General features: G+C 62.9%; 18 protein-coding genes. 13 read left to right on the top strand and 5 right to left on the bottom strand.

Features of this window, described 5'->3' with window-relative positions; genetic code table 11:
* Positions 1 to 3: 3 nt before the first annotated feature.
* From cobN to C9990_RS18020, 3 genes are all read left to right on the top strand, one after another.
* Entirely contained in the window at positions 4 to 3,765 is a 3,762-nt protein-coding gene (cobN, locus tag C9990_RS18030) for a cobaltochelatase subunit CobN (RefSeq protein WP_106804175.1), read from the top strand.
* Between the two features lie 605 nt (positions 3,766 to 4,370).
* On the top strand, positions 4,371 to 5,369 hold the full coding sequence (locus C9990_RS18025) for an ATP-binding protein (protein ID WP_106804174.1): 999 nt from the start codon (positions 4,371 to 4,373) through the stop codon (positions 5,367 to 5,369).
* 53 nt (positions 5,370 to 5,422) lie between these two features.
* Entirely contained in the window at positions 5,423 to 6,025 is a 603-nt protein-coding gene (locus C9990_RS18020; RefSeq protein WP_106805683.1) for a VWA domain-containing protein, read from the top strand.
* 359 nt (positions 6,026 to 6,384) lie between these two features.
* Here C9990_RS18020 and C9990_RS18015 read toward each other — a convergent pair whose 3' ends face one another.
* Positions 6,385 to 7,332: a DUF1853 family protein gene (locus tag C9990_RS18015; protein WP_106804173.1), complete on the bottom strand. Its 948-nt coding sequence runs from the start codon at positions 7,330 to 7,332 to the stop codon at positions 6,385 to 6,387.
* Between the two features lie 147 nt (positions 7,333 to 7,479).
* Between C9990_RS18015 and C9990_RS18010 the strand changes: the two genes are divergently transcribed.
* From C9990_RS18010 to pepN, 6 genes are read left to right on the top strand one after another with little or no spacing between them, the layout of a single operon-like run.
* A complete protein-coding gene (locus tag C9990_RS18010; protein ID WP_003217892.1) occupies positions 7,480 to 8,370 on the top strand; it encodes an NAD(+) kinase in 891 nt (296 codons plus the stop codon).
* Positions 8,367 to 9,341 carry a metallophosphoesterase gene (locus C9990_RS18005; RefSeq protein ID WP_371920703.1) on the top strand — a complete coding sequence of 325 codons (975 nt, stop codon included), beginning with the start codon at positions 8,367 to 8,369 and terminating at the stop codon, positions 9,339 to 9,341. Before C9990_RS18010 ends, C9990_RS18005 begins: the two co-directional genes overlap by 4 nt.
* Positions 9,338 to 10,207: a rhomboid family intramembrane serine protease gene (locus C9990_RS18000; protein ID WP_106804171.1), complete on the top strand. Its 870-nt coding sequence runs from the start codon at positions 9,338 to 9,340 to the stop codon at positions 10,205 to 10,207. The genes C9990_RS18005 and C9990_RS18000 overlap by 4 nt, the downstream gene beginning before the upstream one ends.
* Positions 10,208 to 10,221: 14 nt before the next feature.
* A complete protein-coding gene (locus tag C9990_RS17995; RefSeq protein ID WP_016972751.1) occupies positions 10,222 to 10,482 on the top strand; it encodes a YeaC family protein in 261 nt (86 codons plus the stop codon).
* Positions 10,479 to 11,309, top strand: coding sequence for a DUF2797 domain-containing protein (locus C9990_RS17990; protein ID WP_106804170.1), 831 nt, complete (start codon positions 10,479 to 10,481; stop codon positions 11,307 to 11,309). Before C9990_RS17995 ends, C9990_RS17990 begins: the two co-directional genes overlap by 4 nt.
* Positions 11,310 to 11,322: 13 nt before the next feature.
* On the top strand, positions 11,323 to 13,980 hold the full coding sequence (gene pepN / locus C9990_RS17985; RefSeq protein ID WP_106804169.1) for an aminopeptidase N: 2,658 nt from the start codon (positions 11,323 to 11,325) through the stop codon (positions 13,978 to 13,980).
* Between the two features lie 46 nt (positions 13,981 to 14,026).
* Here the strand turns inward: pepN and C9990_RS17980 are convergent, their stop codons facing one another.
* Complete coding sequence (locus tag C9990_RS17980) at positions 14,027 to 15,073, bottom strand: aldo/keto reductase (RefSeq protein ID WP_106804168.1); 1,047 nt, start codon at positions 15,071 to 15,073, stop codon at positions 14,027 to 14,029.
* Between the two features lie 159 nt (positions 15,074 to 15,232).
* Here C9990_RS17980 and C9990_RS17975 point away from each other — a divergent pair, with 159 nt between their 5' ends.
* The 4 genes from C9990_RS17975 (at position 15,233) to C9990_RS17960 (ending at position 18,120) form a co-directional block, all read left to right on the top strand.
* Positions 15,233 to 15,949, top strand: a complete 717-nt coding sequence (locus tag C9990_RS17975) for a YafY family protein (RefSeq protein ID WP_065906736.1) — start codon at positions 15,233 to 15,235, stop codon at positions 15,947 to 15,949.
* Between the two features lie 51 nt (positions 15,950 to 16,000).
* Positions 16,001 to 16,336, top strand: coding sequence for a nuclear transport factor 2 family protein (locus tag C9990_RS17970; RefSeq protein WP_065906474.1), 336 nt, complete (start codon positions 16,001 to 16,003; stop codon positions 16,334 to 16,336).
* A gap of 15 nt (positions 16,337 to 16,351) precedes the next feature.
* On the top strand, positions 16,352 to 17,455 hold the full coding sequence (zapE, locus tag C9990_RS17965) for a cell division protein ZapE (protein ID WP_106804167.1): 1,104 nt from the start codon (positions 16,352 to 16,354) through the stop codon (positions 17,453 to 17,455).
* 173 nt (positions 17,456 to 17,628) lie between these two features.
* Positions 17,629 to 18,120 (top strand): GNAT family N-acetyltransferase, encoded by a 492-nt coding sequence (locus C9990_RS17960; RefSeq protein ID WP_065906481.1) that lies wholly within the window; start codon positions 17,629 to 17,631, stop codon positions 18,118 to 18,120.
* Between the two features lie 89 nt (positions 18,121 to 18,209).
* Here C9990_RS17960 and C9990_RS17955 read toward each other — a convergent pair whose 3' ends face one another.
* The 3 genes from C9990_RS17955 to C9990_RS17945 all read right to left on the bottom strand — a co-directional run bounded on the left by C9990_RS17955 (position 18,210) and on the right by C9990_RS17945 (position 22,680).
* Entirely contained in the window at positions 18,210 to 18,431 is a 222-nt protein-coding gene (locus tag C9990_RS17955) for a hypothetical protein (RefSeq protein ID WP_106805682.1), read from the bottom strand.
* A 142-nt stretch (positions 18,432 to 18,573) separates the two neighbouring features.
* Positions 18,574 to 20,808, bottom strand: a complete 2,235-nt coding sequence (locus C9990_RS17950) for a TonB-dependent siderophore receptor (RefSeq protein WP_106804166.1) — start codon at positions 20,806 to 20,808, stop codon at positions 18,574 to 18,576.
* A gap of 114 nt (positions 20,809 to 20,922) precedes the next feature.
* A complete protein-coding gene (locus C9990_RS17945) occupies positions 20,923 to 22,680 on the bottom strand; it encodes a phosphoethanolamine transferase CptA (RefSeq protein WP_106804165.1) in 1,758 nt (585 codons plus the stop codon).
* Positions 22,681 to 22,713: the final 33 nt, after the last annotated feature.

The following is a 22,713-nucleotide window of genomic DNA, read 5'->3' as shown; positions in this document are numbered from 1 at the left end:
ACCATGCACCTGCTCAGGACCCAGCCCGGTGGTTTCGTCTCGGACGACAATATTGCCGACCTCGGACAAACGCCCGCCGAACTGGTGATCCTGTGCAGCGGCGACTCCAGCCTGGCGCTGCTCGCCGAAGCCGCCCAGCAGTTGCCCGAGGATTACCCCAGCTTTCGCCTCGCCAACCCGATGCAGGTGCAGAACCATGCCTCGGTCGACCTGTACGTCGACGAGGTGCTGCGCCATGCCAAGGTCATCCTGATTTCGCTGCACGGCGGCATCGGCTATTGGCGCTACGGTATCGAGCGCCTGGTGGAGTTGGCCGAGCGCGGCGTGCAACTGATCCTGGTGCCGGGGGATGATCGCCCCGACCCGGAACTCAGCGGGCTGAGTACCGTTGGGGCGGCGGAACGCGACCGCCTGTGGCACTTCCTGCGCCAGGGCGGCCTGGGCAACGCGCTGGATTTCTACGGTTGCCTGGCGAGCAGTTACCTGGGCCGCAGCTACGCCTGGAACGAGCCGCAAACCCTGCCGCGCACGGCGATTTATCACCCGCACACAGCCAACCCGCGCCTGAATGACTGGCAGGCGGATTGGCGTGCGGAATGGCCGGTGGCGGCGGTGCTGTTCTATCGCTCGCACCTGCAGGCGGCCAATACCGGTTTTATCGATGTGTTCTGTCAGCGCCTGCAGGCGGCGGGTCTCAACCCGTTGCCGGTAGCGGTGGCCAGTTTGAAAGAGCCCGGCTGCCTGACGGTGGTCGAGGACCTGCTGGACGAGGTCGGCGCGGCGGTGATCCTGAACACCACCGGCTTCGCCCAGTCCAGCCCGGAAGCCCCGCACCTGCGGCCGTTTCGCCGCAATATCCCGGTGATCCAGGCGATCTGCGCCCAAGACAACCAGCCCGGCTGGGAAGCCAGCGAGCAAGGCCTGGGCCCGCGCGACCTGGCCATGCACATTGCCTTGCCGGAGCTGGACGGGCGCATCATCAGCCGGCCGATCAGCTTCAAGGACCTCGCCTGGCGCAGTGAGCGCAGCCAATCGGACGTGGTGTGCTACCGCGCCGCGCCCGAGCGCATGGATTTTGTCGCCGAACTGGCCCGACGCTGGGTCGAACTGGCGTGGGTGCCGAATGCGCAAAAACGCATCGCACTGATCCTCGCCAACTACCCCACCCGCGACGGCCGTATCGGCAACGGCGTGGGCCTGGATACGCCTGCCGCTGCGCTGAATATCCTGCGTGCCCTGCACGCCGAGGGTTATCCGCTGCCCGCTGAGTTGCCGGAGAGCGGCACTGCGTTGATCCATGAACTGCTGGGCGGTGTCACCAACGACCTCGACAGCCTCGACCTGCGCCCCTGCCATCAAAGCCTCGGCCTGGATGATTACGAGGCGATGTTCAACCGCCTGCCCGAGGCCAATCGCCGGGCCGTGCTGGAGCGCTGGGGTACCCCGGACCACGATCCGATGTGCCGCGACGGGCGCATGATGATCGCCGGCCTGCGCCTGGGCCTGACCTTCGTCGGCATCCAGCCGGCGCGCGGTTACCAGGTGGACGCCAGCGCGGTGTACCACGACCCGGACCTGGTGCCGCCTCACGGCTACCTGGCGTTCTATTTCTGGCTGCGCCATACCTACGGCGCCCATGGCGTGATTCATGTGGGTAAGCACGGCAACCTCGAATGGCTGCCGGGCAAGGGCGTGGGCCTGTCGGAAAACTGCTGGCCGGACGCGTTGCTGGGGCCGTTGCCGAATATCTACCCGTTTATTGTCAATGACCCGGGCGAGGGCGCCCAGGCCAAGCGCCGCACCCAGGCGGTGATCATCGACCACTTGATGCCGCCGCTGACCCGCGCCGAGACCTATGGGCCGTTGCGTGACCTGGAATTGCTGGCGGACGAGTACTACGAGGCCCAGTTGCTCGACCCGCGTCGGGCGCTTGAGCTGCAAAAGGACATCCTCAAGTTGGTGCGCGAAACCCGCATCGACCAGGAACTTGAGCTCGACAACGACGCCGACGCAGCGGTATGGCTGCCGCGCCTGGACACTTACCTGTGTGACCTGAAGGAATCGCAGATCCGCGACGGCCTGCATATCTTTGGTGAGTCGCCCGAAGGCCGCCTGCGCATCGACACTCTGCTCGCGTTGCTGCGCATTCCGCGCGGGGATGGGCGTGGTCCACAATCGAGCCTGTTGCGGGTGTTGGCCAAGGCCTTCGACCTGGGCTTCGACCCGCTCGATTGCGCCCTCGCCGAACCCTGGACCGGCCGCCGGCCCATGGTCTTGCAGAAGATCGACGCGCAGTTGTGGCGCACCGCCGGTGACACCCGCGAGCGCCTGGAGCTGTATGCGGCGCGCTTGATCGAGCAGGCGCTGGAAGGGCCGCTGGAGCAGTTGGAAGAGCCCGGTTGGGAGGATGTGAAGGCCGTTATCGAAAGCCTGCGCATTGTCGTCGCACCGCGCCTGGATGCCTGTGGTCCGGCGGAAATGCGCGGCTTGCTCGACGCCCTGGGCGGCCGTTTCGTGCCGGCCGGGCCGAGTGGGGCGCCGAGTCGCGGGCGCCTGGATGTGCTGCCGACGGGACGCAATTTTTTCACCGTGGACGTGCGTAACTTGCCGACCACCACCGCCTGGCGCATTGGCTTTCAGTCGGCGAACCTGATTCTTGAGCGACACCTGCAAGATCATGGCGACCACCTGCGCCAACTCGGCCTGTCGGTGTGGGGCACCGCGACCATGCGTACCGGCGGCGACGATATCGCCCAGGCCATGGCGCTGATGGGCGTGCGCCCGGTATGGGCCACGGGCAGCCAGCGCGTGGATGACTTTGAGATCCTGCCGGTCAGCCTGCTGGACCGCCCGCGCGTGGACGTGACGCTGCGCGTTTCGGGGTTCTTCCGCGATGCCTTCGCCAACCTGATCCGCCTGTTCGACGCAGCCGTGCAGGCGGTAGCGGCACTGGATGAGCCGGATGATATGAACCCGCTGGCCGCCAAGGTGCGCAGTGAGCGCGCGGCGCTGCTCGAGTCCGGCCTGGATGAAGCCGCCGCCGCGAAGCAGGCGGGCTGGCGTATCTTCGGCGCCAAGCCTGGTGCCTATGGTGCAGGCGTGCAGGGCGCGATTGACGGGCGCCTGTGGCAAAGCCGCGAGGACTTGGCCGAGGTCTACCTCAATTGGGGCGGTTATGCCTACGGCGGCTCGGATGAAGGCACCGCCGCCCGCGAGCAATTTGCCCAGCGCCTGAGCCAGGTGCAGGCGGTGTTGCAGAACCAGGACAACCGCGAGCACGACTTGCTCGATTCCAATGACTACTACCAATTCCAGGGCGGCATGCTCGCTGCCGTGGAAACCCTGAGTGGCGACAAGGCTGCCAGTTATTATGGCGACCACAGCCAGCCGGACTTGCCCAGGATCCGTACCTTGAAGGAAGAGCTGAACCGCGTGATCCGCTCACGGGCCGCCAACCCGAAGTGGATCGACGGCGTGAAGCGCCACGGCTATAAGGGCGCGTTCGAGATGGCCGCGACCGTGGATAACCTGTTCGCGTTCGATGCCACCACCGCGCTGATCGACGATCATCAATACGCCTTGCTCGCCGACGCCTACCTGCTCGACCCCGACACCCGCGCGTTTGTGCAGCAGCACAACCCTGCGGCGCTGCGCGACATGACCGAACGCATGCTCGAAGCCCAGCAGCGTGGCCAGTGGCAGGAGCCGGGGGCGTATAAGGAAGCGTTGGAAAATCTGTTGCTGGATATAGAAGAAGACGGCTGAGGCTGTCTGTGGCAAGTGGGCTTGCTGAGGATGAGTAGGTTTGTTGTGGCAAGTGGCCTTGCTGAGGGTGAGCAGGCTTATTGTGGCAAGTAGTCTTATTGAGGGTGAGTAGGCTTGTTGTGGCAAGTGGCCTTACTGAGGGTGTGTAGGCTTTTTGTGGCAAGTGGCCTTACTGAGGGTGTGTAGGTTTGTTGTGGCAAGTGTCCTTACTGAGGATGAGTAGGCTTTTTGTGGCAAGTCGCCTTACTGAGGGTGTGCAGGCTTTTTGTGGTGAGCGGGCTTGCCCCGCGTTGGGCTGCGAAGCGGCCCCAAAACCGCACACTGCGGTTTGTCAGAAACAAATGCGTTGGCTTTAATGGGGCTGCTGCGCAGCCCAACGCGGGGCAAGCCCGCTCGCCACAAAAAAGCCCACTGGCTGAGAGGGTCCTGCTAGTTACAACAAGCTCACTGGCTGACGGGGGGCTGCTGGTCACAACAGGCCCACTGGCTGGCAGGGGGCCTGCTGGTCACAACAAGCCCACTGGCTGACAAGAGGCCTGCGGGTCACCACACGCTCGACCACCACAGGAAACCGCCTGTGCCGCAGAATTTAACGAGAAATAGGCATGACTGATATTCCCCATTTTCCGCTGTCCGCCGTGGTCGGCGCCGATGACTTGAAGCTGGCGCTGTGCCTGACTGCCATCGACCCGAAGATTGGCGGTGTGCTGATCGAAGGCCCGCGCGGCATGGCCAAGTCGACCCTGGCGCGCAGCCTGGCCGACTTACTCGCCAGCGGGCAGTTCGTCACCTTGCCGTTGGGCGCCACCGAAGAACGTCTGGTCGGCACTTTGGACCTGGACGCTGCGCTGGGTGAAGGCCGCGCGCAGTTTTCCCCCGGCGTGCTGGCCAAGGCCGACGGGGGCGTGCTGTATGTCGATGAAGTCAACTTGCTGCCCGATCACCTGGTCGACCTGTTGCTGGACGTTGCCGCCAGCGGCACCAACCTGATCGAACGCGACGGTATTTCCCACCGGCACTCGGCGCGCTTTGTGCTGATCGGCACGATGAACCCGGAGGAGGGCGAGCTGCGGCCGCAGTTGCTGGATCGCTTCGGTTTCAATGTGGCGTTGAGCGGGCAGACGTTGCCGGCCGAGCGTGGGCAAATCATCCGCCGTCGTCTGGATTTCGACAGTGACCCGGCGGCGTTTTGCACGCAGTGGGCCGAGCAGCAGGCCGCGTTGCGTGAGCGCTGCGCCCAGGCGCGGGCGCGGCTGGAGAGCATCGCGCTGGATGATCAGGCCTTGGCGCAGATCACCGAGCGCTGCTTTGCTGCGGGTGTCGATGGCTTGCGCGCTGATCTGGTCTGGCTGCGCGGCGCCAGGGCCCACGCGGCGTGGCGCGGGGCGACCGCGATTGCCGAGGACGATATAGACGCGGTGGCGGAATTTGCCTTGCGCCATCGCCGCCAAGCGCAGTCCCCAGCGGCCAGCCCGCCGCCTGAAGGCCAGGCGCCCAAGCCGTCGGATACCTCGCCTGGTCAAGGCCAATGGGGCGATATGCCCGCACCGACCCTGCCCACGGGCGCCCGCCGAGACGTGCCCAGCTGGCCAAAAAAGCCCTAGGCATCCGCCCCCGACCTGACGCGGGGGCGGATGCCCGTCCCACCGCGGGGCGACTGGACAGAGGCAGGCAGGGCAAGGCGCGCAGCGCGAAACAGGGCGCGGTCAACTGGCCGGGCACTTTGCTCGGTGGCCGACCGCAATCGCGTGAAGACTTGCGCTACCACCTGCGCAGCCGTTCGGCGCATGAATTGTGGCTGGTGATCGTCGATGCTTCGGCGTCTACCCGTCGGCACCGTGCATTGACCGACGCCAAAGGCTTATTGGCGCAATTGTTTGATGACGCTTATCGCCAGCGGGCACGCATGGCGTTGCTGACGGCCAGCGGACAATCGCCCGCATGGCAGGTGCAGGGGCTCAAGGCGGCGAAAAGCCTGGCAGGCTGGCTCGAACAGCTGGGCGCGGGTGGCGGCACGCCGTTGCTGGCGGCGTTGACCGAGGCGGGGCATTGGTTGGCGGCACGGCGCAAGCGCTATCCGACCGAGCAGCAGCGCTTGCTGGTGATCACCGATGGGCGGCTCAAGACGATTACCGGGCTGCCGTTGCTAGAGTGTCCGGGGCTGTTGGTGGATATCGAGCGAGGGCCGATCCGATTGGGGCGAGCGCAGGAACTGGCGGCCGAGTTGCAGCTGGAATATCGGCATATCGATAGGCTGTAGTGCCTGGACTATTGCTTTCGCAGGCAAGCCAGCTCCCACATTAATATGCGGCGCGCTTGAAATGTCGGCCTGGCTTGCCCGCGATGGGCCCCTCAATCCTGCCCGAAACCCCCGCAGCCAACCCAATAACCAGCCTGAAATACGCTCCAATTGGGAGCTGGAGACCCCACAGCTAACCCAATAACCCGCCTGGAATACGCTCCAAATGTGGGAGCTGGCTTGCCTGCGATGGGTCCCTTGAACCCGCCCCAAAACCCTCACCCAGACCCACAGCTAACCCAATAACCAGCCTGGAATACGCTCCAAATGTGGGAGCGGGCTTGCTCGCGAAGAGGCCATCAGCCACCCCGCAAAAATCATCAGGTGCTGCCCGGCACGTTCGGCCACAAATCAGCCACCAGGAACAAGCGCTCGGCTTCCTCCCAGTCCTCACCGACTTGCACCATGCGCACCAGTAGCTGCGCCGGCGCCATTGGCTCCAACTCCGCGAGCCAGCCCTGCATTTGTTCCGCGCTCCACACCTCATCCGCGCGGTAATGCGCGGGTGCCAGCCATGCGTGCCGGGGCAGGGGCTGCCAGCGCCCAGGCGGGGTGGTGCGGACAAACTCCTGCCAGTCACGCTGATGCAACCAGCGCCCGCGCAAATGCTGCGGATGGGCCCCTCGAGGCGGCTCCGCCTGGCCCGGCCAGGGATAGAGCAAATACCCCCCAAGCCACAAATGCGCGTCGAACTGCTGGATATCCAAGGCGCCCAGCGCGTCACGGCTTTCCGGCCGCGCCGAAATCGGCAGTTGATGCTGGGCCAGGTGCGCCAGCTTGCGATCCAACCGGTCATGGCAGCCCGGGCCGAGCCACTGCGCAGTGTCCTCGCCGTTGCCGTGCTGGGGGCCGAGATAGAGCTTGATCGCCAGTTCCAGGTGGTGCACGCCCTCACGGTCGCGCAGCAGCATGTCGAGCTCGCCCAGGGTGTGCCCGGCGCGGCGGATCGGCAGGTTGGCGGCCAGCAGCTCGACGCCCGGCGCATGCTGCACGGCGAACTGCCACAGGCGTTCGTAGTAGAGGCCCAGGCGGCGCGTGCGCGACAGGCTCAGCCAGTGCTGCAAGGCGCTGCTGTCGCGGTCGAGTGTGCGTAGCCAGTGTTCAAGCCGCTCGGGCGCTTGCACCCAGTCGCTGCCGGCCAGCGGGTGGCGCTGCGGCCACGGCGTCTGCGCCAGCATCGGCGGGGCGAGCATCACCCACGCCAGGTCGCGCACCTCGGGGTGGCGCAGTTGGCTGGGCAGGTTGTGCAAATCCGGGAACACAGTCATGAGTCCGAGCATAGCCTTTTAACCGCCGCGCAGGTGGCTGAGAACCGTTGTCATCAAGGCTTCACGGCGACAAAGGATTTTGCCTCAGGCGGCCTTTCGCCCATAATCGTTTCTTTTTTGCCACACCCCAAATCCCGCAGGAGCCCCATGGAGCAATTTCGCAATATCGGCATTATCGGTCGCCTGGGCAGTACCCAGGTGTTGGACACCGTCCGCCGGCTGAAAAAATTCCTGCTGGAACGCCACCTGCATGTGATCCTCGAAGACACCATTGCCGAGATTCTCCCCGGCCACGGCCTGCAGACTTCCTCCCGCAAGATGCTCGGCGAAGTGTGCGACATGGTCATCGTGGTCGGCGGCGACGGCAGCCTGCTCGGCGCCGCCCGGGCCCTGGCGCGGCATAACGTGCCGGTGCTGGGGATCAACCGTGGCAGCCTGGGGTTCCTCACCGATATCCGTCCCGATGAGCTGGAAGTCGAAGTGGCCAAGGTCCTCGACGGCCATTACCTGGTGGAAAACCGCTTCCTGCTGCAAGCCGAAGTACGTCGCCACGGCGAGGCCATCGGCCAGGGCGATGCCCTCAATGATGTGGTGCTGCACCCCGGCAAATCCACGCGGATGATCGAGTTCGAGCTGTATATCGACGGCCAGTTCGTGTGCAGCCAGAAGGCCGACGGCCTGATCGTCGCCACGCCGACCGGGTCCACTGCCTACGCGCTGTCGGCCGGTGGCCCGATCATGCATCCCAAGCTGGATGCCATTGTGATCGTGCCGATGTACCCCCATATGTTGTCGAGCCGGCCAATCGTGGTCGATGGCAACAGTGAGCTGAAAATCGTGGTATCCAAAGACATGCAGATCTACCCGCAAGTCTCCTGCGACGGGCAGAACCATTTCACCTGCGCCCCCGGTGACACTATCACCGTGAGCAAGAAGGCGCAGAAGTTGCGCTTGATCCATCCGCTGGACCACAACTACTACGAAGTGTGCCGCACCAAGTTGGGCTGGGGCAGCCGCTTGGGGGGTGGAGGCGACTGATGCTCGATCCCGCGCGCAGCTACGACCTGATTGGTGACGTGCACGGTTGCGCCCATACCCTTGAGCACCTGCTCGACCGGTTGGGCTACCACAAGCAAGGGGGGACCTGGCGCCACCCGTCGCGCATGGCGGTGTTCCTCGGCGATATCATCGACCGTGGCCCGCGCATTCGCGAGGCGCTGCATATCGTCCATGACATGACCGAGGCCGGTCAGGCGCTGTGCATCATGGGCAACCACGAGTTCAATGCCCTGGGCTGGACCACACCGGCGCCGCCGGGCAGTGGCAAGCAGTTCGTGCGCGAGCACAACCCACGGCATGCGCGGTTGATCCAGGAAACCCTGACCCAGTTCGAGCAACACCCGGGCGACTGGCACGACTTCCTCGGCTGGTTCTACGACATGCCGCTGTTTGTCGATGCCGGGCGTTTTCGCGTGGTGCATGCGTGCTGGGATGACGGCTTTATCCAACCGCTGCGCGCGACCTTCGCGGACGGCTGCATCGACCCGCACTTCCTGCAGGCCGCCGCGGTGCCCGGCAGTTTTGCCTGCAATGCCTTCGACCGCTTGTTGCGCGGCACCGACATGCGCCTGCCCGATGGTCTCACGCTGACCGGCGGCGATGGGCTGACGCGTTCGTTCTTTCGCACCAAGTTCTGGGAAGACGACCCGAAAACCTACGGCGACATCGTGTTCCAGCCCGACGCCTTGCCGGAGCCGGTGGCGCGCACACCGTTGTCGTCCACGCAAAAAAATTCCCTGCTGCGCTATGGCGTCGACGAGCCCCTGCTGTTCGTCGGCCATTACTGGCGCAGCGGCAAACCGGCGCCGATCCGCCCGAACCTGGCCTGCCTGGACTACAGCGCCGTGCTCTACGGCAAGTTGGTGGCGTACCGCCTGGACCAGGAAACCCAACTGGATCCGCGTAAATTCGTCTGGGTCGACGTTGAGCGACCTGAGGTCATTAAATGAGTACCGTGGCTGTATTGCGCCTGCCCCTGAGCGTCGACCTGGGTGGTTTCGTCAAATTGCTGCAACGCATGCAAGTGCCCCATCGCGTCAGCGAAGAGGCGGGTGAGCAAGTGTTGTGGGTTCCGGAAACCATCAGTGAAGACGTGCGCGTGTTGTACCAACGCTTTCCCGCCGGCGATCCAGACCAGCAACTGGATATTCCCGAGCAGGCGCCGGTTTCGCGCCCCGGTTTTATCCAGCAAGTGCGCCACAGCCCGGTAACGGCGCTGGTGCTGCTGGCGAGCATCATCGTGGGCGCGGTGACCTTGCTGGGTGAGAACCTGCAAGCCATGAGCTGGTTGACGTTCCTGCCGTTTCGGGTGATGGGCGAGTACATCCAGTTCACCCCGTTCGCCGACATGTTGGCTTCAGGGCAGTGGTGGCGGTTGGTCACGCCGATGCTGATCCACTTCGGCATCCTGCACCTGGCCATGAATGGCATGTGGTACTGGGAGCTGGGCCGGCGCATCGAAGTGCGCCAGGGCAGCATCAACCTGCTCGGCTTGACCCTGTTGTTCAGCCTGGTCTCCAACTACGCTCAATACGCCTACGGTGGCCCCGGCCTGTTTGGCGGGTTGTCCGGCGTGTTGTATGGCTTGCTCGGGCATTGCTGGATCTTTCAATTATTGTCGCCCAACCCGGCCTATCGCTTGCCCCGTGGGGTGCTGGTGATGATGCTGGTGTGGCTGGTGCTGTGCCTGTCGGGGCTGGTCTCGATGATCGGTTTCGGCGAAATTGCCAACGCTGCCCACGTCGGCGGCCTGGTCATCGGTTGCCTTACCGGTTTGCTCGGCGGGTTGTACAACCGTCGCAAATCCTCTCTTTGATAAGGAAGAGCCTTATGTCCTCTTTTGCTGAAATGATCGAAAACATCACCCCCGATATCTACGAGAGCCTCAAGCTCGCGGTGGAAATCGGCAAGTGGTCCGATGGCCGCAAGCTCACCGCCGAGCAGCGCGAGCTGTCCCTGCAGGCGGTGATCGCCTGGGAAATCCAGAACCTGCCGGAAGACCAGCGCACCGGCTACATGGGCCCGCAGGAGTGCGCGTCCAAGTCGGCACCGGTGCCGAACATCCTGTTCAAGTCGGATGCGATCCATTGATTGAAATTGGTCGCGGTGCAGTCAGCAAGATGTCGGCGCAACTCGGTGAGCCGACCGTTCAATACGCGTTTCGCCTGGGCGATGTCGAGGTGCCGGTCAACCCGCTGATCGGTACTCACGTGCGCCTGGAATACCTCGGTGCCATCCATTGCAGCCATTGCGGCCGCAAGACCAAGACCAGCTTCAGCCAGGGGTATTGCTACCCGTGCATGACCAAGCTGGCCCAGTGTGACCTGTGCATCATGAGCCCCGAGCGTTGCCATTACGACGCCGGCACCTGCCGTGATCCGAGCTGGGGCGAGCAGTTCTGCATGACCGACCACGTGGTGTACCTGGCCAACTCGTCGGGGATCAAGGTCGGCATCACTCGCGCGACCCAATTGCCTACCCGCTGGCTGGACCAGGGCGCGAGCCAGGCGCTGCCGATCATGCGCGTTGCCACTCGCCAGCAGTCCGGCTTTGTCGAGGACCTGTTCCGCAGCCAAGTGGCCGACAAAACCAACTGGCGAGCGCTGCTCAAGGGCGATGCGCAATCGGTGGACCTCAAGCACGTGCGCGATGAGCTGTTCGCGGCCTGCGCCGAAGGCCTGGTGACGTTGCAGGAACGCTTTGGCCTACAGGCCATCCAAACGATTGCCGACATCGAGCCGATCGAAATCCGCTACCCGGTCGAGCAGTATCCGACCAAGATTGTCAGCTTCAACCTGGACAAGAACCCGATTGCCGAAGGCACGCTGCTGGGGATCAAGGGCCAATACCTGATCTTCGACACCGGCGTTATCAATATTCGTAAGTACACGGCCTACCAGCTCGCCGTGCATCAGTAGAAGGATGCCATCCATGCGCACCGAACAACCGAAGATGATTTACCTGAAGGACTATCAGGCGCCGGACTACCTGATCGAAGAGACGCACCTGACCTTCGAGTTGTTCGAGGACCACAGCCTGGTCCACGCGCAGCTGGTAATGCGCCGCAACCCTGCGCGTGGCGCCGGCTTGCCGCCGCTGGTGCTCGATGGCCAGCAACTGGAGTTGCTGACCGTCAACCTCGGCGACCAGGAACTGACGGCCGCTGATTACCAACTGACCGACAGCCACCTCACGCTGCACCCGACCCGCGAAACCTTCACGGTCGACACCAGCGTGCGTATCCACCCGGAAACCAACACCGCGCTGGAAGGCCTGTACAAATCCGGCAGCATGTTCTGCACCCAGTGTGAGGCAGAAGGCTTCCGCAAGATTACCTACTACCTCGACCGCCCGGACGTGATGAGCACCTTCACCACCACGGTGATCGCCGAGCAACATCGCTATCCGATCCTGCTGTCCAACGGCAACCCGATCGCCAGCGGCCCCGGTGAGGATGGCCGTCACTGGGCGACCTGGGAGGACCCGTTCAAGAAGCCGGCGTACCTGTTCGCCCTGGTAGCCGGTGACCTGTGGTGCGTCGAAGACAGCTTCACCACCATGACCCAGCGTGAAGTGGCGCTGCGCATCTATGTCGAACCGGAAAATATCGACAAGTGCCAGCACGCCATGACCAGCCTGAAAAAATCCATGCGCTGGGACGAAGAAACCTACGGCCGTGAGTACGACCTCGATATCTTCATGATCGTCGCCGTGAACGATTTCAACATGGGGGCCATGGAGAACAAGGGCCTCAACATCTTCAACTCCAGTGCCGTGCTGGCCCGCGCCGAAACCGCCACCGACGCCGCGCACCAGCGGGTCGAGGCGATCGTCGCCCACGAATACTTCCACAACTGGTCGGGCAACCGCGTGACCTGCCGCGACTGGTTCCAGCTGTCGCTCAAGGAAGGCTTCACCGTGTTCCGTGACTCGGGTTTCTCGGCCGACATGAACTCGGCCACGGTCAAGCGCATCCAGGACGTGGCGTACCTGCGGACCCACCAGTTCGCCGAAGACGCCGGCCCGATGGCCCACGCGGTACGCCCGGACAGCTTTATCGAGATCTCCAACTTCTACACCTTGACCGTGTACGAAAAGGGCTCGGAAGTGGTCGGCATGATCCACACCTTGCTCGGCGCCGAAGGCTTCCGCAAAGGCAGCGACCTCTATTTCGAACGCCATGACGGCCAGGCCGTGACCTGCGACGACTTCATCAAGGCCATGGAAGACGCCAACGGCGCCGACCTCAGCCAGTTCAAGCGCTGGTACAGCCAGGCAGGCACGCCACGCCTGGCGGTGAGCGAGTCCTACGACGCCGCGGCCAAGACCTACAGCCTGACGTTCCGCCAGAGCTGCCCGCAAACCCCGGACAAGGTCGAGAAGCTGCCGTTTGTGATTCCGGTGGAGCTGGGCCTGCTGGACGCCAGGGGCGCCGGTATCGCCTTGCGCCTGGCCGGTGAAGCGACGGCTGGCGCCACGTCCCGCGTGATCTCGGTGACCGAAGCCGAGCAGACGTTCACCTTCGTCGATATCGCCGAACAGCCGTTGCCTTCGCTGTTGCGTGGCTTCTCGGCGCCGGTAAAGCTGAGCTTCCCGTACAACCGCGACCAGCTGATGTTCCTGATGCAGCACGACAGCGACGGCTTCAACCGCTGGGATGCCGGCCAGCAACTGTCGGTGCAGGTGCTGCAGGAACTGATCGGCCAGCAGCAGGCGGGCCGGCCGCTGAAGCTGGACCAGCGCCTGATCGACGCGCTGCGCACCGTCTTGAGCGATGAATCCCTGGACCAGGCCATGGTCGCCGAGATGCTCTCGCTGCCGAGCGAAGCCTACCTGACGGAAATCAGCGAGGTGGCGGATGTCGATGCGATCCACGCCGCGCGCGAATTTGCCCGCAAGCAACTGGCCGACCATCTGTTCGAAGGGTTGTGGCTGCGTTACCAGGCCAATCGCGAGCTGTCCAAGCAGACGCCGTATGTCGCGGCCGCAGAGCACTTCGCCCGTCGTGCCCTGCAGAACATCGCGCTGTCGTATCTGATGCTCAGCGGCAAGCCAGAAGTCCTGGCGGCGACGCTGGATCAGTTCGACACCAGCGACAACATGACCGAACGCCTCACCGCACTGGCAGTGCTGGTGAATTCGCCGTTCGAAGCGGAAAAAGCCCAGGCGCTGGCGGTGTTCGCGGAGAACTTCAAGGACAACCCATTGGTCATGGACCAGTGGTTCAGCGTACAGGCCGGCAGCACGTTGCCGGGCGGGCTGGCACGGGTCAAGGCGTTGATGGAGCACCCGGCGTTCAACCTCAAGAACCCGAACAAGGTGCGCGCGCTGATCGGCGCTTTTGCCGGGCAGAACCTGATCAACTTCCACGCGGCGGACGGTTCGGGTTATCGCTTCCTGGCGGACCTGGTTATCCAACTGAACGGCTTCAACCCACAAATCGCTTCGCGCCAGCTGGCGCCACTGACGCGCTGGCGTAAATACGACAGCGCGCGCCAGGCGCTGATGAAGGCGGAGCTGGAGCGCATTCGTGGCTCGGGTGAGTTGTCGAGTGATGTGTTCGAGGTGGTCAGCAAGAGCCTTGCCTGAGTCGCCTGAATAAAAAAACGGCCTGTATAGGCCGTTTTTTTTTGCTTCAAATTACCGGTGGTCGAGGTGTATCCGCGCCGATATCGACAGGGAAACGCTCGGCAATGATGCCGTGCGGCACGCCCAGCGGAATGGCGCTGGCGGTGTCCAGGCGGGTGACCTGTTCGGCCGACAGGTGCACGCTCAATGCGCCCAGGGTGGCGTCCAGTTGTGCACGCGTGCGCGAGCCGAGGATCGGGATCAATGCCGTGGTCGAACGTCGCGCCTTTTCGCGCAGCCAGGCGATGGCGACGTGGGTCGGGGTGGCGTCGAGTTCAGCGGCCACGGCCAGCAGGGTGTCGAGCACGGCGGTTTCGCGCGCGCTTTTTTCCGCGTGGACCAGAATCCCCATTTTGCTGGCGCGGGTGTCGCCTTGGCTTTCTCGGTACTTGCCGGTCAGGAAGCCGCCGCCCAACGGCGACCACAATGTGGCACCCAGGCCCAGCGCCTCGGCCATTGGCAGCAGCTCGCGGTCGGCGGTGCGCTCGACCAGGCTGTATTCCACCTGGATGCCGATGATCGGCGCAAAGTTGCGCACTTCAGCCAGCAGGTCGGCGCGGGCAATGCGCCAGGCCGGGAAGTTGGACAGGCCGGCATAGTGGATCTTGCCGGCGCGCACCAGGTCGTCGAAGCCGCGCAGGATCTCTTCCATGGGCGTGACGTTGTCGCTCATGTGCGCCCAGAGCAGGTCGATGTGGTCGGTGTTCAAGCGCTTGAGGCTTTCTTCGACCGCGCGCACCAGGTTCTTGCGGTTGTTGCCGAGCCTGATCGTGCCCTCATCGGACGGTTGGGTGCGCAGGGTGTACTTGGTGGCCACCACCAGGTTGTCGCGCTCGCTGGCGATGAATTCCCCCAGCAGCTTTTCGGCCTGGCCGAACTGGTAGCCGTTGGCGGTATCGAGGAAGTTGCCACCGGCTTCAAGGTAGCCATCGAAGATCGCCTTGGCTTCATCGCGCTCGGCGCCATGGCCCCAGCCCGTACCGAAATTACCGGTGCCCAGGGCCAGTTCAGATACCTGCAGACCGCTACGGCGGCCAAAGACTTTATTGCGCATACAAGGACTCCAGAGGCAGTGATGTGTCTTACATGTTTGTAAACATGTATTTAATATGATCGCGATAATTTATACGGTCAAGGGGCTTTTTACTGCTGACATTTCCTGACAGGGGGCTCTGGTAAGCTGCGGCACTTTTGTTTGTTCGGTGGGATCAACGTGTCGCGCACCACTCGTCTACTGACCTTGTTGCAGGCCCTGCGTGGCAAGAAACGCCCGGTAACCGCGGCTGTACTGGCGGCGCAGTTGGAGGTGTCCGAGCGCACGCTGTATCGCGATATTGCCGAATTGACCGCGCTGGGCGCGCCGATTTTCGGCGAGGCCGGGGTCGGCTACGTGCTGCGCAGTGGGTTGTTCCTGCCACCGTTGATGCTCAACGCCGAGGAAACCGAGGCCATCGTGCTGGGCCTGCGGTATGTGGACCAGCGTGGCGACGATGTGCTCAGCCGCGCCGCCGCCAATGCCTTGGCGAAAATCGCCGACGTGCTCGACCCGGCCGCCCAGGAGGCGCTGCGCAACCCCACTTTACTGCCGGGGCCACCCGGGTTCGGTTACCCGGAGAACCGCGTGCCGCTGGATGTGTTTCGCGAGGCCATCAGGCACCAGGCCAAGCTGCAGATCGATTACGCCGATGCCAGCCAGACCCACAGCGAGCGCCTGATCTGGCCGCTGGCCCTGGGCTTTCTCAATGAGGTGCGGGTGATCGTGGCCTGGTGTGAATTGCGTGGCGCCTATCGGACCTTTCGCACCGACCGCGTGGCCAGCGCTCGCGAGAGCGGCGGGCGTTATCCGGGGCGACGCAGTGACTGGCTGCGGGCCTGGCGCAAACTGATGGAGCCGCATGAAAAAGGTCCGTTCACTCCTGACAAAAACTGACACAACCCTGGCTTAGCATGGCCCTACAACCACTCAAAAAGGAGCTTTGCCATGTCCATGCCTGAATTGGCCCCGGCCATCGCGGCCTATATCGCGGCGACCAATTCCCGCGACACCGCAGCCATCACCCAGTGTTTTGCCGACGACGCGAATGTCTTCGACGAAGGCCAGCACCAAGTCGGCAGCGCTGCCATTGCACGCTGGATGGAGGACACCGGGCGGCGCTACCAGCCGCGGGTCGAAGTGCTCAAGGTGCAGCATCGTACCGGCAAGGTGCTGGTCAGCAATGTGGTCTCGGGCAATTTCCCCGGCAGCCCGTTGGAGCTGCGCTACACCTTTCGCCTGAATGAGCAGGGCAAGATTTCGCGGCTGGATATCTCGCTGTAAGTCATACTGGCGGGCATGACTTTCGACTCGCCGCTGACTGCCTACCAACACGCCATCACCCAGCAGGGTTTCGTCGTCGACGCTGCCCAGCGCCGCGCGGTGGACGCCCTGCAAGCCTGCCATACCGCGTTGCATCAAGACCGCGCGGCGATCCAGGGGGTTTACCTGTGGGGGCCGGTGGGCCGTGGCAAGACCTGGTTGATGGACCAGTTCTACCAAACCTTGCGGGTGCCGGCGCGGCGTCAGCACTTTCATCATTTCATGGGCTGGGTGCACCAGCGCCTGTTCCAGCTCACCGGCACCCACGATCCGCTGCAGGCGCTGGCACGCGAACTGAGCCGGGACGTGCGGGTGTTGTGCTTCGACGAGTTGTTCGTCAATGACATCGGTGATGCCATCATTCTCGGCCGCCTGTTCCAGGTGATGTTCGAGGAGGGCGTGGTGATGGTCTGCACCTCCAACCAGCCGCCCGACCAGTTGTACGCCGACGGCTTCAACCGGGACCGATTCCTGCCGGGTATCGCGGCACTCAAGCAGTACCTGCAGGTGGTCGCGGTGGCGGGCGCCGAGGATCATCGCCTGCACCCAGGGGTTGGCCTGCAGCGCTACTGGGTGAATCAGCCCGATGCATTGGCCGGCGTATTCAACCAACTGGCCGCGGGGCAGGCGGTGCACAGCGGGCCAGTGTCTGTCGGCCACCGCAGCATCGCGACGGTGCAGTTCAGTGACCGTGTGCTCTGGTGTCGCTATGCCGACCTGTGCGAGCAGCCCCTGGCGGCGATGGATTTCATGCTGCTCTGCGATCGCTTCAAAGTGATTTTGCTGGGCGAGGTGCCCAACCTGAGCGCGCAGACGCGTCCGGGGCGCATTGCCCGTGGCACCGAAGATGGCGCCGAGCGCGTGGTCGCCGGTGATCGTGAGTTGCCGCAGTTGTCGGTGCACGATGACAGCGTGCGGCGCTTCATCGCCTTGGTCGACGAGTGTTACGACCGCAAGGTGCCGTTGTTCATTGAGGCCCGAGTGCCGCTGGAAAGCCTGTACACCGAAGGCTACCTGGCGTTTCCCTTCCGCCGTACCCTGAGCCGGTTGCAGGAAATGCAGCTGCAGCGCTTTGGCTAACGCCTGTACGAAAATTTCGCGCAACTGACGGATTGGGCTTTTTTAATCGCAGACTCTTCGCACTTTCAGGCGCAGATTTGTAGTTAATCTCCTTCATCTGGAGCCGACGCCACGCTTACAATCGTGACCTTCAAAGGGAGACGATTCCCTTGTAGTCGCGATCGAGGAAGGCAATGGAAACCCCGGATATCCTGGTGCTGCAAGCCAGCTACACCAACCCCGTGCACGCCGACGCCATTGGCCGTGTGCTCAACCATTACGCCGAAGACCCGATGGGCGGTGGCCATAGCCTGTCCGCCGACCTGTTGGAACAGCTGCCGGCTGAGCTGGCCAAGCGTCCCCATGCGTTCAGTGTGCTGGCGTTTGTCGGCGGTGAGCCCGCGGGCCTGGTGAATTGCTTTGAAGGGTTTTCCACGTTCGCCTGCCGCCCACTGGTCAACGTCCACGATGTGGCGGTGATGAGCGCGTTTCGTGGCCTGGGGCTGAGTCAGAAAATGCTGCAGAAGGTCGAGGAAATTGCCCGCCAGCGGGGCTGCTGCAAGATCACCCTGGAGGTGCTTGAGGGCAATGCGGTGGCTCAGTCGGCGTACCGCAAGTTTGGCTTTGATGATTCGAAGTTTGATCCGGCGTATGGCCGCATGTTGTTCTGGAGCAAGGCGCTGTAGTAACCAACAGGCAAAAAAAAGGCGCCATTAAATGGCGCCAAGTTAGCCTTGGTCACAGGAGCGGAATGACTAAGGAGAGTACGGTTGAATCAGCTGTTCGGTTGTTTCTCGTCGGTGGATTGTTCTGCCGTTACTTTCTTGAAGTCCTTGCCGTCGGCAGAGGCGGTTTGTTCGGTGGTGCCGTGGGTCTGTTGCTGCATGAAGGTGAAGTTGTTGTAAAACTCCTTCGAGCGCTCCGAGCCGCCTTCGGCAAAGGCGGCGGCGGAGGTCAGGGTCATCAGGCTGGCAAGCATCAGGGTGGAGAGTTTCATGGCAGTGTTCCCGTTAAGAGTGATCGGCATCCGGTCGCTCCTTGATCAGATTCATGGAGCGACTATGCAGCGATCTTATTAAGTGGGAGTTAACGTGACGCTGATGCAAAGTTAACGATTTCGTTAATGTTGGATTCCACGGTTAAAGCCGCCAGTCCAGCGCAAGGGTGACGGCGCGCGGGTCGCCCCAGTAAACGCCATTATAAAAGCCGACTCTTTCGTAATATTTTTTATCAAATACGTTGTTGATATTAAGCGACGCCGAAACATGGTCGTCGAATTGATAACGCGACATCAGGTTGACCACGGTGTAGGCCTGTTGCGTGATTTTCGCCCGGGTGGTGATCAAGTTACCTCGGCCATCGCGCTCGCCCGTTGGCCGGTTGCTGAAATCATAAATCTCACTCTGCCAGTTCACGCCGCCGCCCACCGTCAGCTTGCGCCACGCGCCCGGTAGCCGGTAGGCGCTGGACACCTTCAGCAGGTTCAAGGGCTGGCCGGTGTTGTTGCGCTTGTCCGTGCCGTTGACCGAGTGGGTATAGGTGTAGCCTGCCGTCAGGTTCCAATCGGGCATGACTTCGCCGGCGACCTCCAGCTCAAAGCCGTTGACCTTGTTGCCTTTGCCGCCCGACTTGTAGAACTCCTCGCCGGTGACCGGGTTCGGCGCGACGGAGTAGTCCCGCTCGGCGACGTTGTCCTGGGTGCTCCAGAAATAGGCCGCCGCCACGTTCAGGCGCTCTTGCAGCAGGCTGCCCTTGAGGCCGACCTCATAGTTGCTGCCCACCACCGGTTCCAGGTACTTCTTGTTGGCATCGCGCAGGCCTTGCGGCTTGAAGATATCGGTGTAGCTGGCGTACACGGTGTACACCGGCGTTACGTCGTAGAGCAGCCCGGCGTAGGGCGTCCACATATCATTGTGGGTCTGGGAGGTCTTGCCGGCTACGGTCAGCTGGTCGTTGGCGTCGTACTCGGGCGTGGCGCTTTTTTGCTGCCAACTGCCATAGCGACTGCCCAGTACTGCATGCAGGCGGTCGGTCAGGCTGAGGCGCGTGGCCAGGTAGCCGGCTTTCTGTTCCTTGCTGCCGTGTTCGCCCTTGAGGTCGGTGACGGTGTCGGGGAACTTGCCGATCCCGCCCATGTATTTCCAGTCATCAATCGTGTTGTAGCCGTCAGGCGTGGTACCCCTGCGCATGAAGGGCGAGGCATCGCGCTGCGCCGCCTCGCCATAGCCCATCATCAACGCGTGTTCGCGGCCAAGCAGCGCATAGCTGCCGGCCAGGTTGAGGTCGATCGCCTCCATCTTCGAGGTGCCGCGCATGTGGCTGGCCCACGCCTGCATCCCGCTGCGATCGTCGTTGGGGAAGCCCGCGCCACCGTAGTACACCTTGCCGTCCGTGTCGCTCTGGCGATGGGTGTAGGCGGCCTTCACGTGCCAGTCGCCGCCCAGGCGATGGTCGAGCGTGGCGAAGGCGGTCTTGTCGGTCAGCGGCCAGGAGCTCCAGTGCGCCGCCATGTTGGTCGAGCGCGGCAGCTTGGCCTTGCCGCCCTGGCTGTTCCAGTACGGCACGGTGCCCCATGAGGTGCCTTGGACTTCCTTGTCCTGGTAGTCGAAGCCTACGGCGAGCACGGTATCGTCCGACAGGTCGCCTTCGAGAATCCCGTAACCGACCGCGCGTTGCAGCGCGTAATGGTCACGGAACGATTGACTGTCGCGATAGGCCAGCACGCCGCGCCCGCGCAGCTTGCCGTCGAATGCCAGCGGGCCGCCCACATCCACGTAGCTGTAGTAGTTGTCATGGCTGCCGCCGCTGATCCCGGTTTTCGCCTGCCAGTGGGCGGTAGGGCGTTTGCGCACCATATTGACGGTGGCGGAAGGGTCGCCGGCGCCGGTGGTCAAGCCTGTGGCGCCGCGCACCACTTCAATGTGGTCGTAGATGATGGTGTCGCCGTCGGTCTTCATGTAGCCGAACGTATTGAGCATCCCGTCGATCTGGAAATTGGTGATGCTATAGCCGCGGGAGGTATACGACACTCGGTCGGAGTCATTGTGCTGCACATTGACCCCGGTGGTCTGGCGCAGTACTTCGGTCAAGGTGTTGAGGTTGAAGTCGTCCATCTGCTGGCGGGTGATCACCGAGATCGACTGCGGGGTTTCCTTGACGGAGAGGTTCAGGCGGGTGGCGGTGCTCATCGAGCCGGTGGTGTAGGCGCCGGTGTGCTCGGTCGTGGCGCCCAGGCCTTCAGCGGTGATGCTGGTGGCGCCCAGCTCGAGGGTCTTGTTTGGCTCGGGGTCGGTTTCAGCCCAGAGGTCTGGGCTCATAGCCACGCTGAACAGGCCGAGCGTGAAGGTCATGGAACGGGTAAAAGGCGCGATCATCGCGGCAGACTCCTTGTCGTCTTTGCGGCCACCCCGGAAAGGGAAGGCCTTGGCTCAAAGACGAAAGGAGGCGATGAACTTTAGGCTTAAACGAGAATGATTGTTATCTTTCTGTTACAAACCTGAGGATTCCTGCAGGACCACATCCGTAGGATTGACCTTTTTCGGCTTGATCAGGCTGAAGTCGATCAGCGGCTTTTGCGGGCGCAGGTACGGGTTGCCGATCATCAACGGGCGTGGCTTGAAGCTGTCGCTGATCAGGCTTTTGCTGCGGTCCAGTTCCTTGGCGCTCAGACCGGCCAGGTCGGCCCAGGTGTGGATCAACTGCGAGCTGCTGTAAGGGCGCTGCAAGTCGCCGGCGAAGCTCCAGTCGTGGCTTTCACGCCATTTTGGCGAGGCATAGGCCATGAACGGAATGGTGTACATCGGCGCCGTCGGCTTGCCTTCATTACGCCCCAGGGTGTCGTGGCCAGCCGAATCGAAGACATCTTCGCCGTGGTCCGACAGGTACAGCAAAAAGCCATTGGGATCGGTCTTGGCGTAGTCCTTGATCAGGCTCGACACTACGAAGTCGTTGTACAGCACCGCGTTGTCGTAGCTGTTGTAGGTCGGCAGTTGATCGTCGCTGATGCCGGCCGGTACGCCCTGGCGATCGGTGAATTTGTCGAACGTCGGCGGGTAGCGGTACTGGTAGCTCATGTGGGTGCCGAGCAAGTGCACCACGATGAACTTGCGTTCGGCCGGGTCGGCCAGCGCCTTGGAGAACGGCGCGAGCACGTCGCCGTCATATTGGCGGGCGTTCTGGTTGCGGTTGTTGTTCAGGTACACCTGCTCGTCGGCCTGTTCGGAAAAGGTCGTGAGCATGGTGTTGCGCTTGGTCATGGTCTGCTGGTTGGTGATCCAGTAGGTCTTGTAGCCGGCCTGTTTCATCACGCTGACGATCGACGGGGTCTTGAGGTACAGGTCCGGGTTTTCCTCGTCGGCAAATGTCAGCACCTGTTGCAGCGCCTCGATGGTGTAGGGGCGCGGGGTGATGACGTTGTTGAACACCGCCAGTTGATCGCGCAGCTTGTCCAGCTCCGGGGTGGTGTTGCGTGGGTAGCCGTAGAGGCTCATGCGCTGGCGGTTGGTGGACTCGCCGATCACCAGCACCAGGGTCGAGGGTTGGCCGGCCATGGTGTCCTTGAGGTTGGTCAGTGGCGGGATCTGGCTCGCGCTGTCGAGCATGCCCTGCATGTTGTCCAGTTGCTCGGTATAGCGGCGGTAGGCCACGATCATCTGCCACGGCACGGCGGGTTCGATGCGCGATTCGAAGCGGTCGATGGCGTCGTCCAGGGTGTCGCTGCGGGCGATCTGCTTGACCAGCGGGTAACCGACGATGGCCACCAGGATCGCCGTCGCCGCGAGCAGCGCCTGGCCGCGCGGCAGGTACACCGGGCGCAGGCGGGTCCAGAGGAAAACCGCCACGGCGGTGTGGGCAATGAACGCCAGCACAATCCACCAGGCGAAATACTGGGTGGCGTACTCGCCGGCTTCAGAGATGTTCGACTCGAACATGATGAAGATGACGCTTTGGGAAAACTCCTGCTGGTAGATAAAGAAATAGCCCAGGCTGGCCATGGAGCAGGCCCACAGCACCACGCCGATGAGGGCAGCAAGCAAGCGAGTACGGCGTGGGAAAATCAGCAGGGGGGCGAGCCAGATCGCGCTCATGAAGAAGGCTTGGCGAAAGCCGCTGAAGCCGGAGGTGCCGCTGAGTTGGATCAGCAGTTGGGTAATACCCGAGAAGTACCAGAAAAACACGAAAAGCCAGGCAAGGCCGGCCCAATCAAAGCCTTTCGCAGACTTAGTGCTGCGTTTGAACATAGCCATCCAGCGCTCCAACCCGATAATGCTGCAGTCGAC

This window comes from Pseudomonas sp. S5D5, from assembly GCF_003013355.1.
GTDB lineage: Bacteria > Pseudomonadota > Gammaproteobacteria > Pseudomonadales > Pseudomonadaceae > Aquipseudomonas > Aquipseudomonas aylmerensis.
This window is presented reverse-complemented; position numbering and strand designations above follow the sequence as displayed.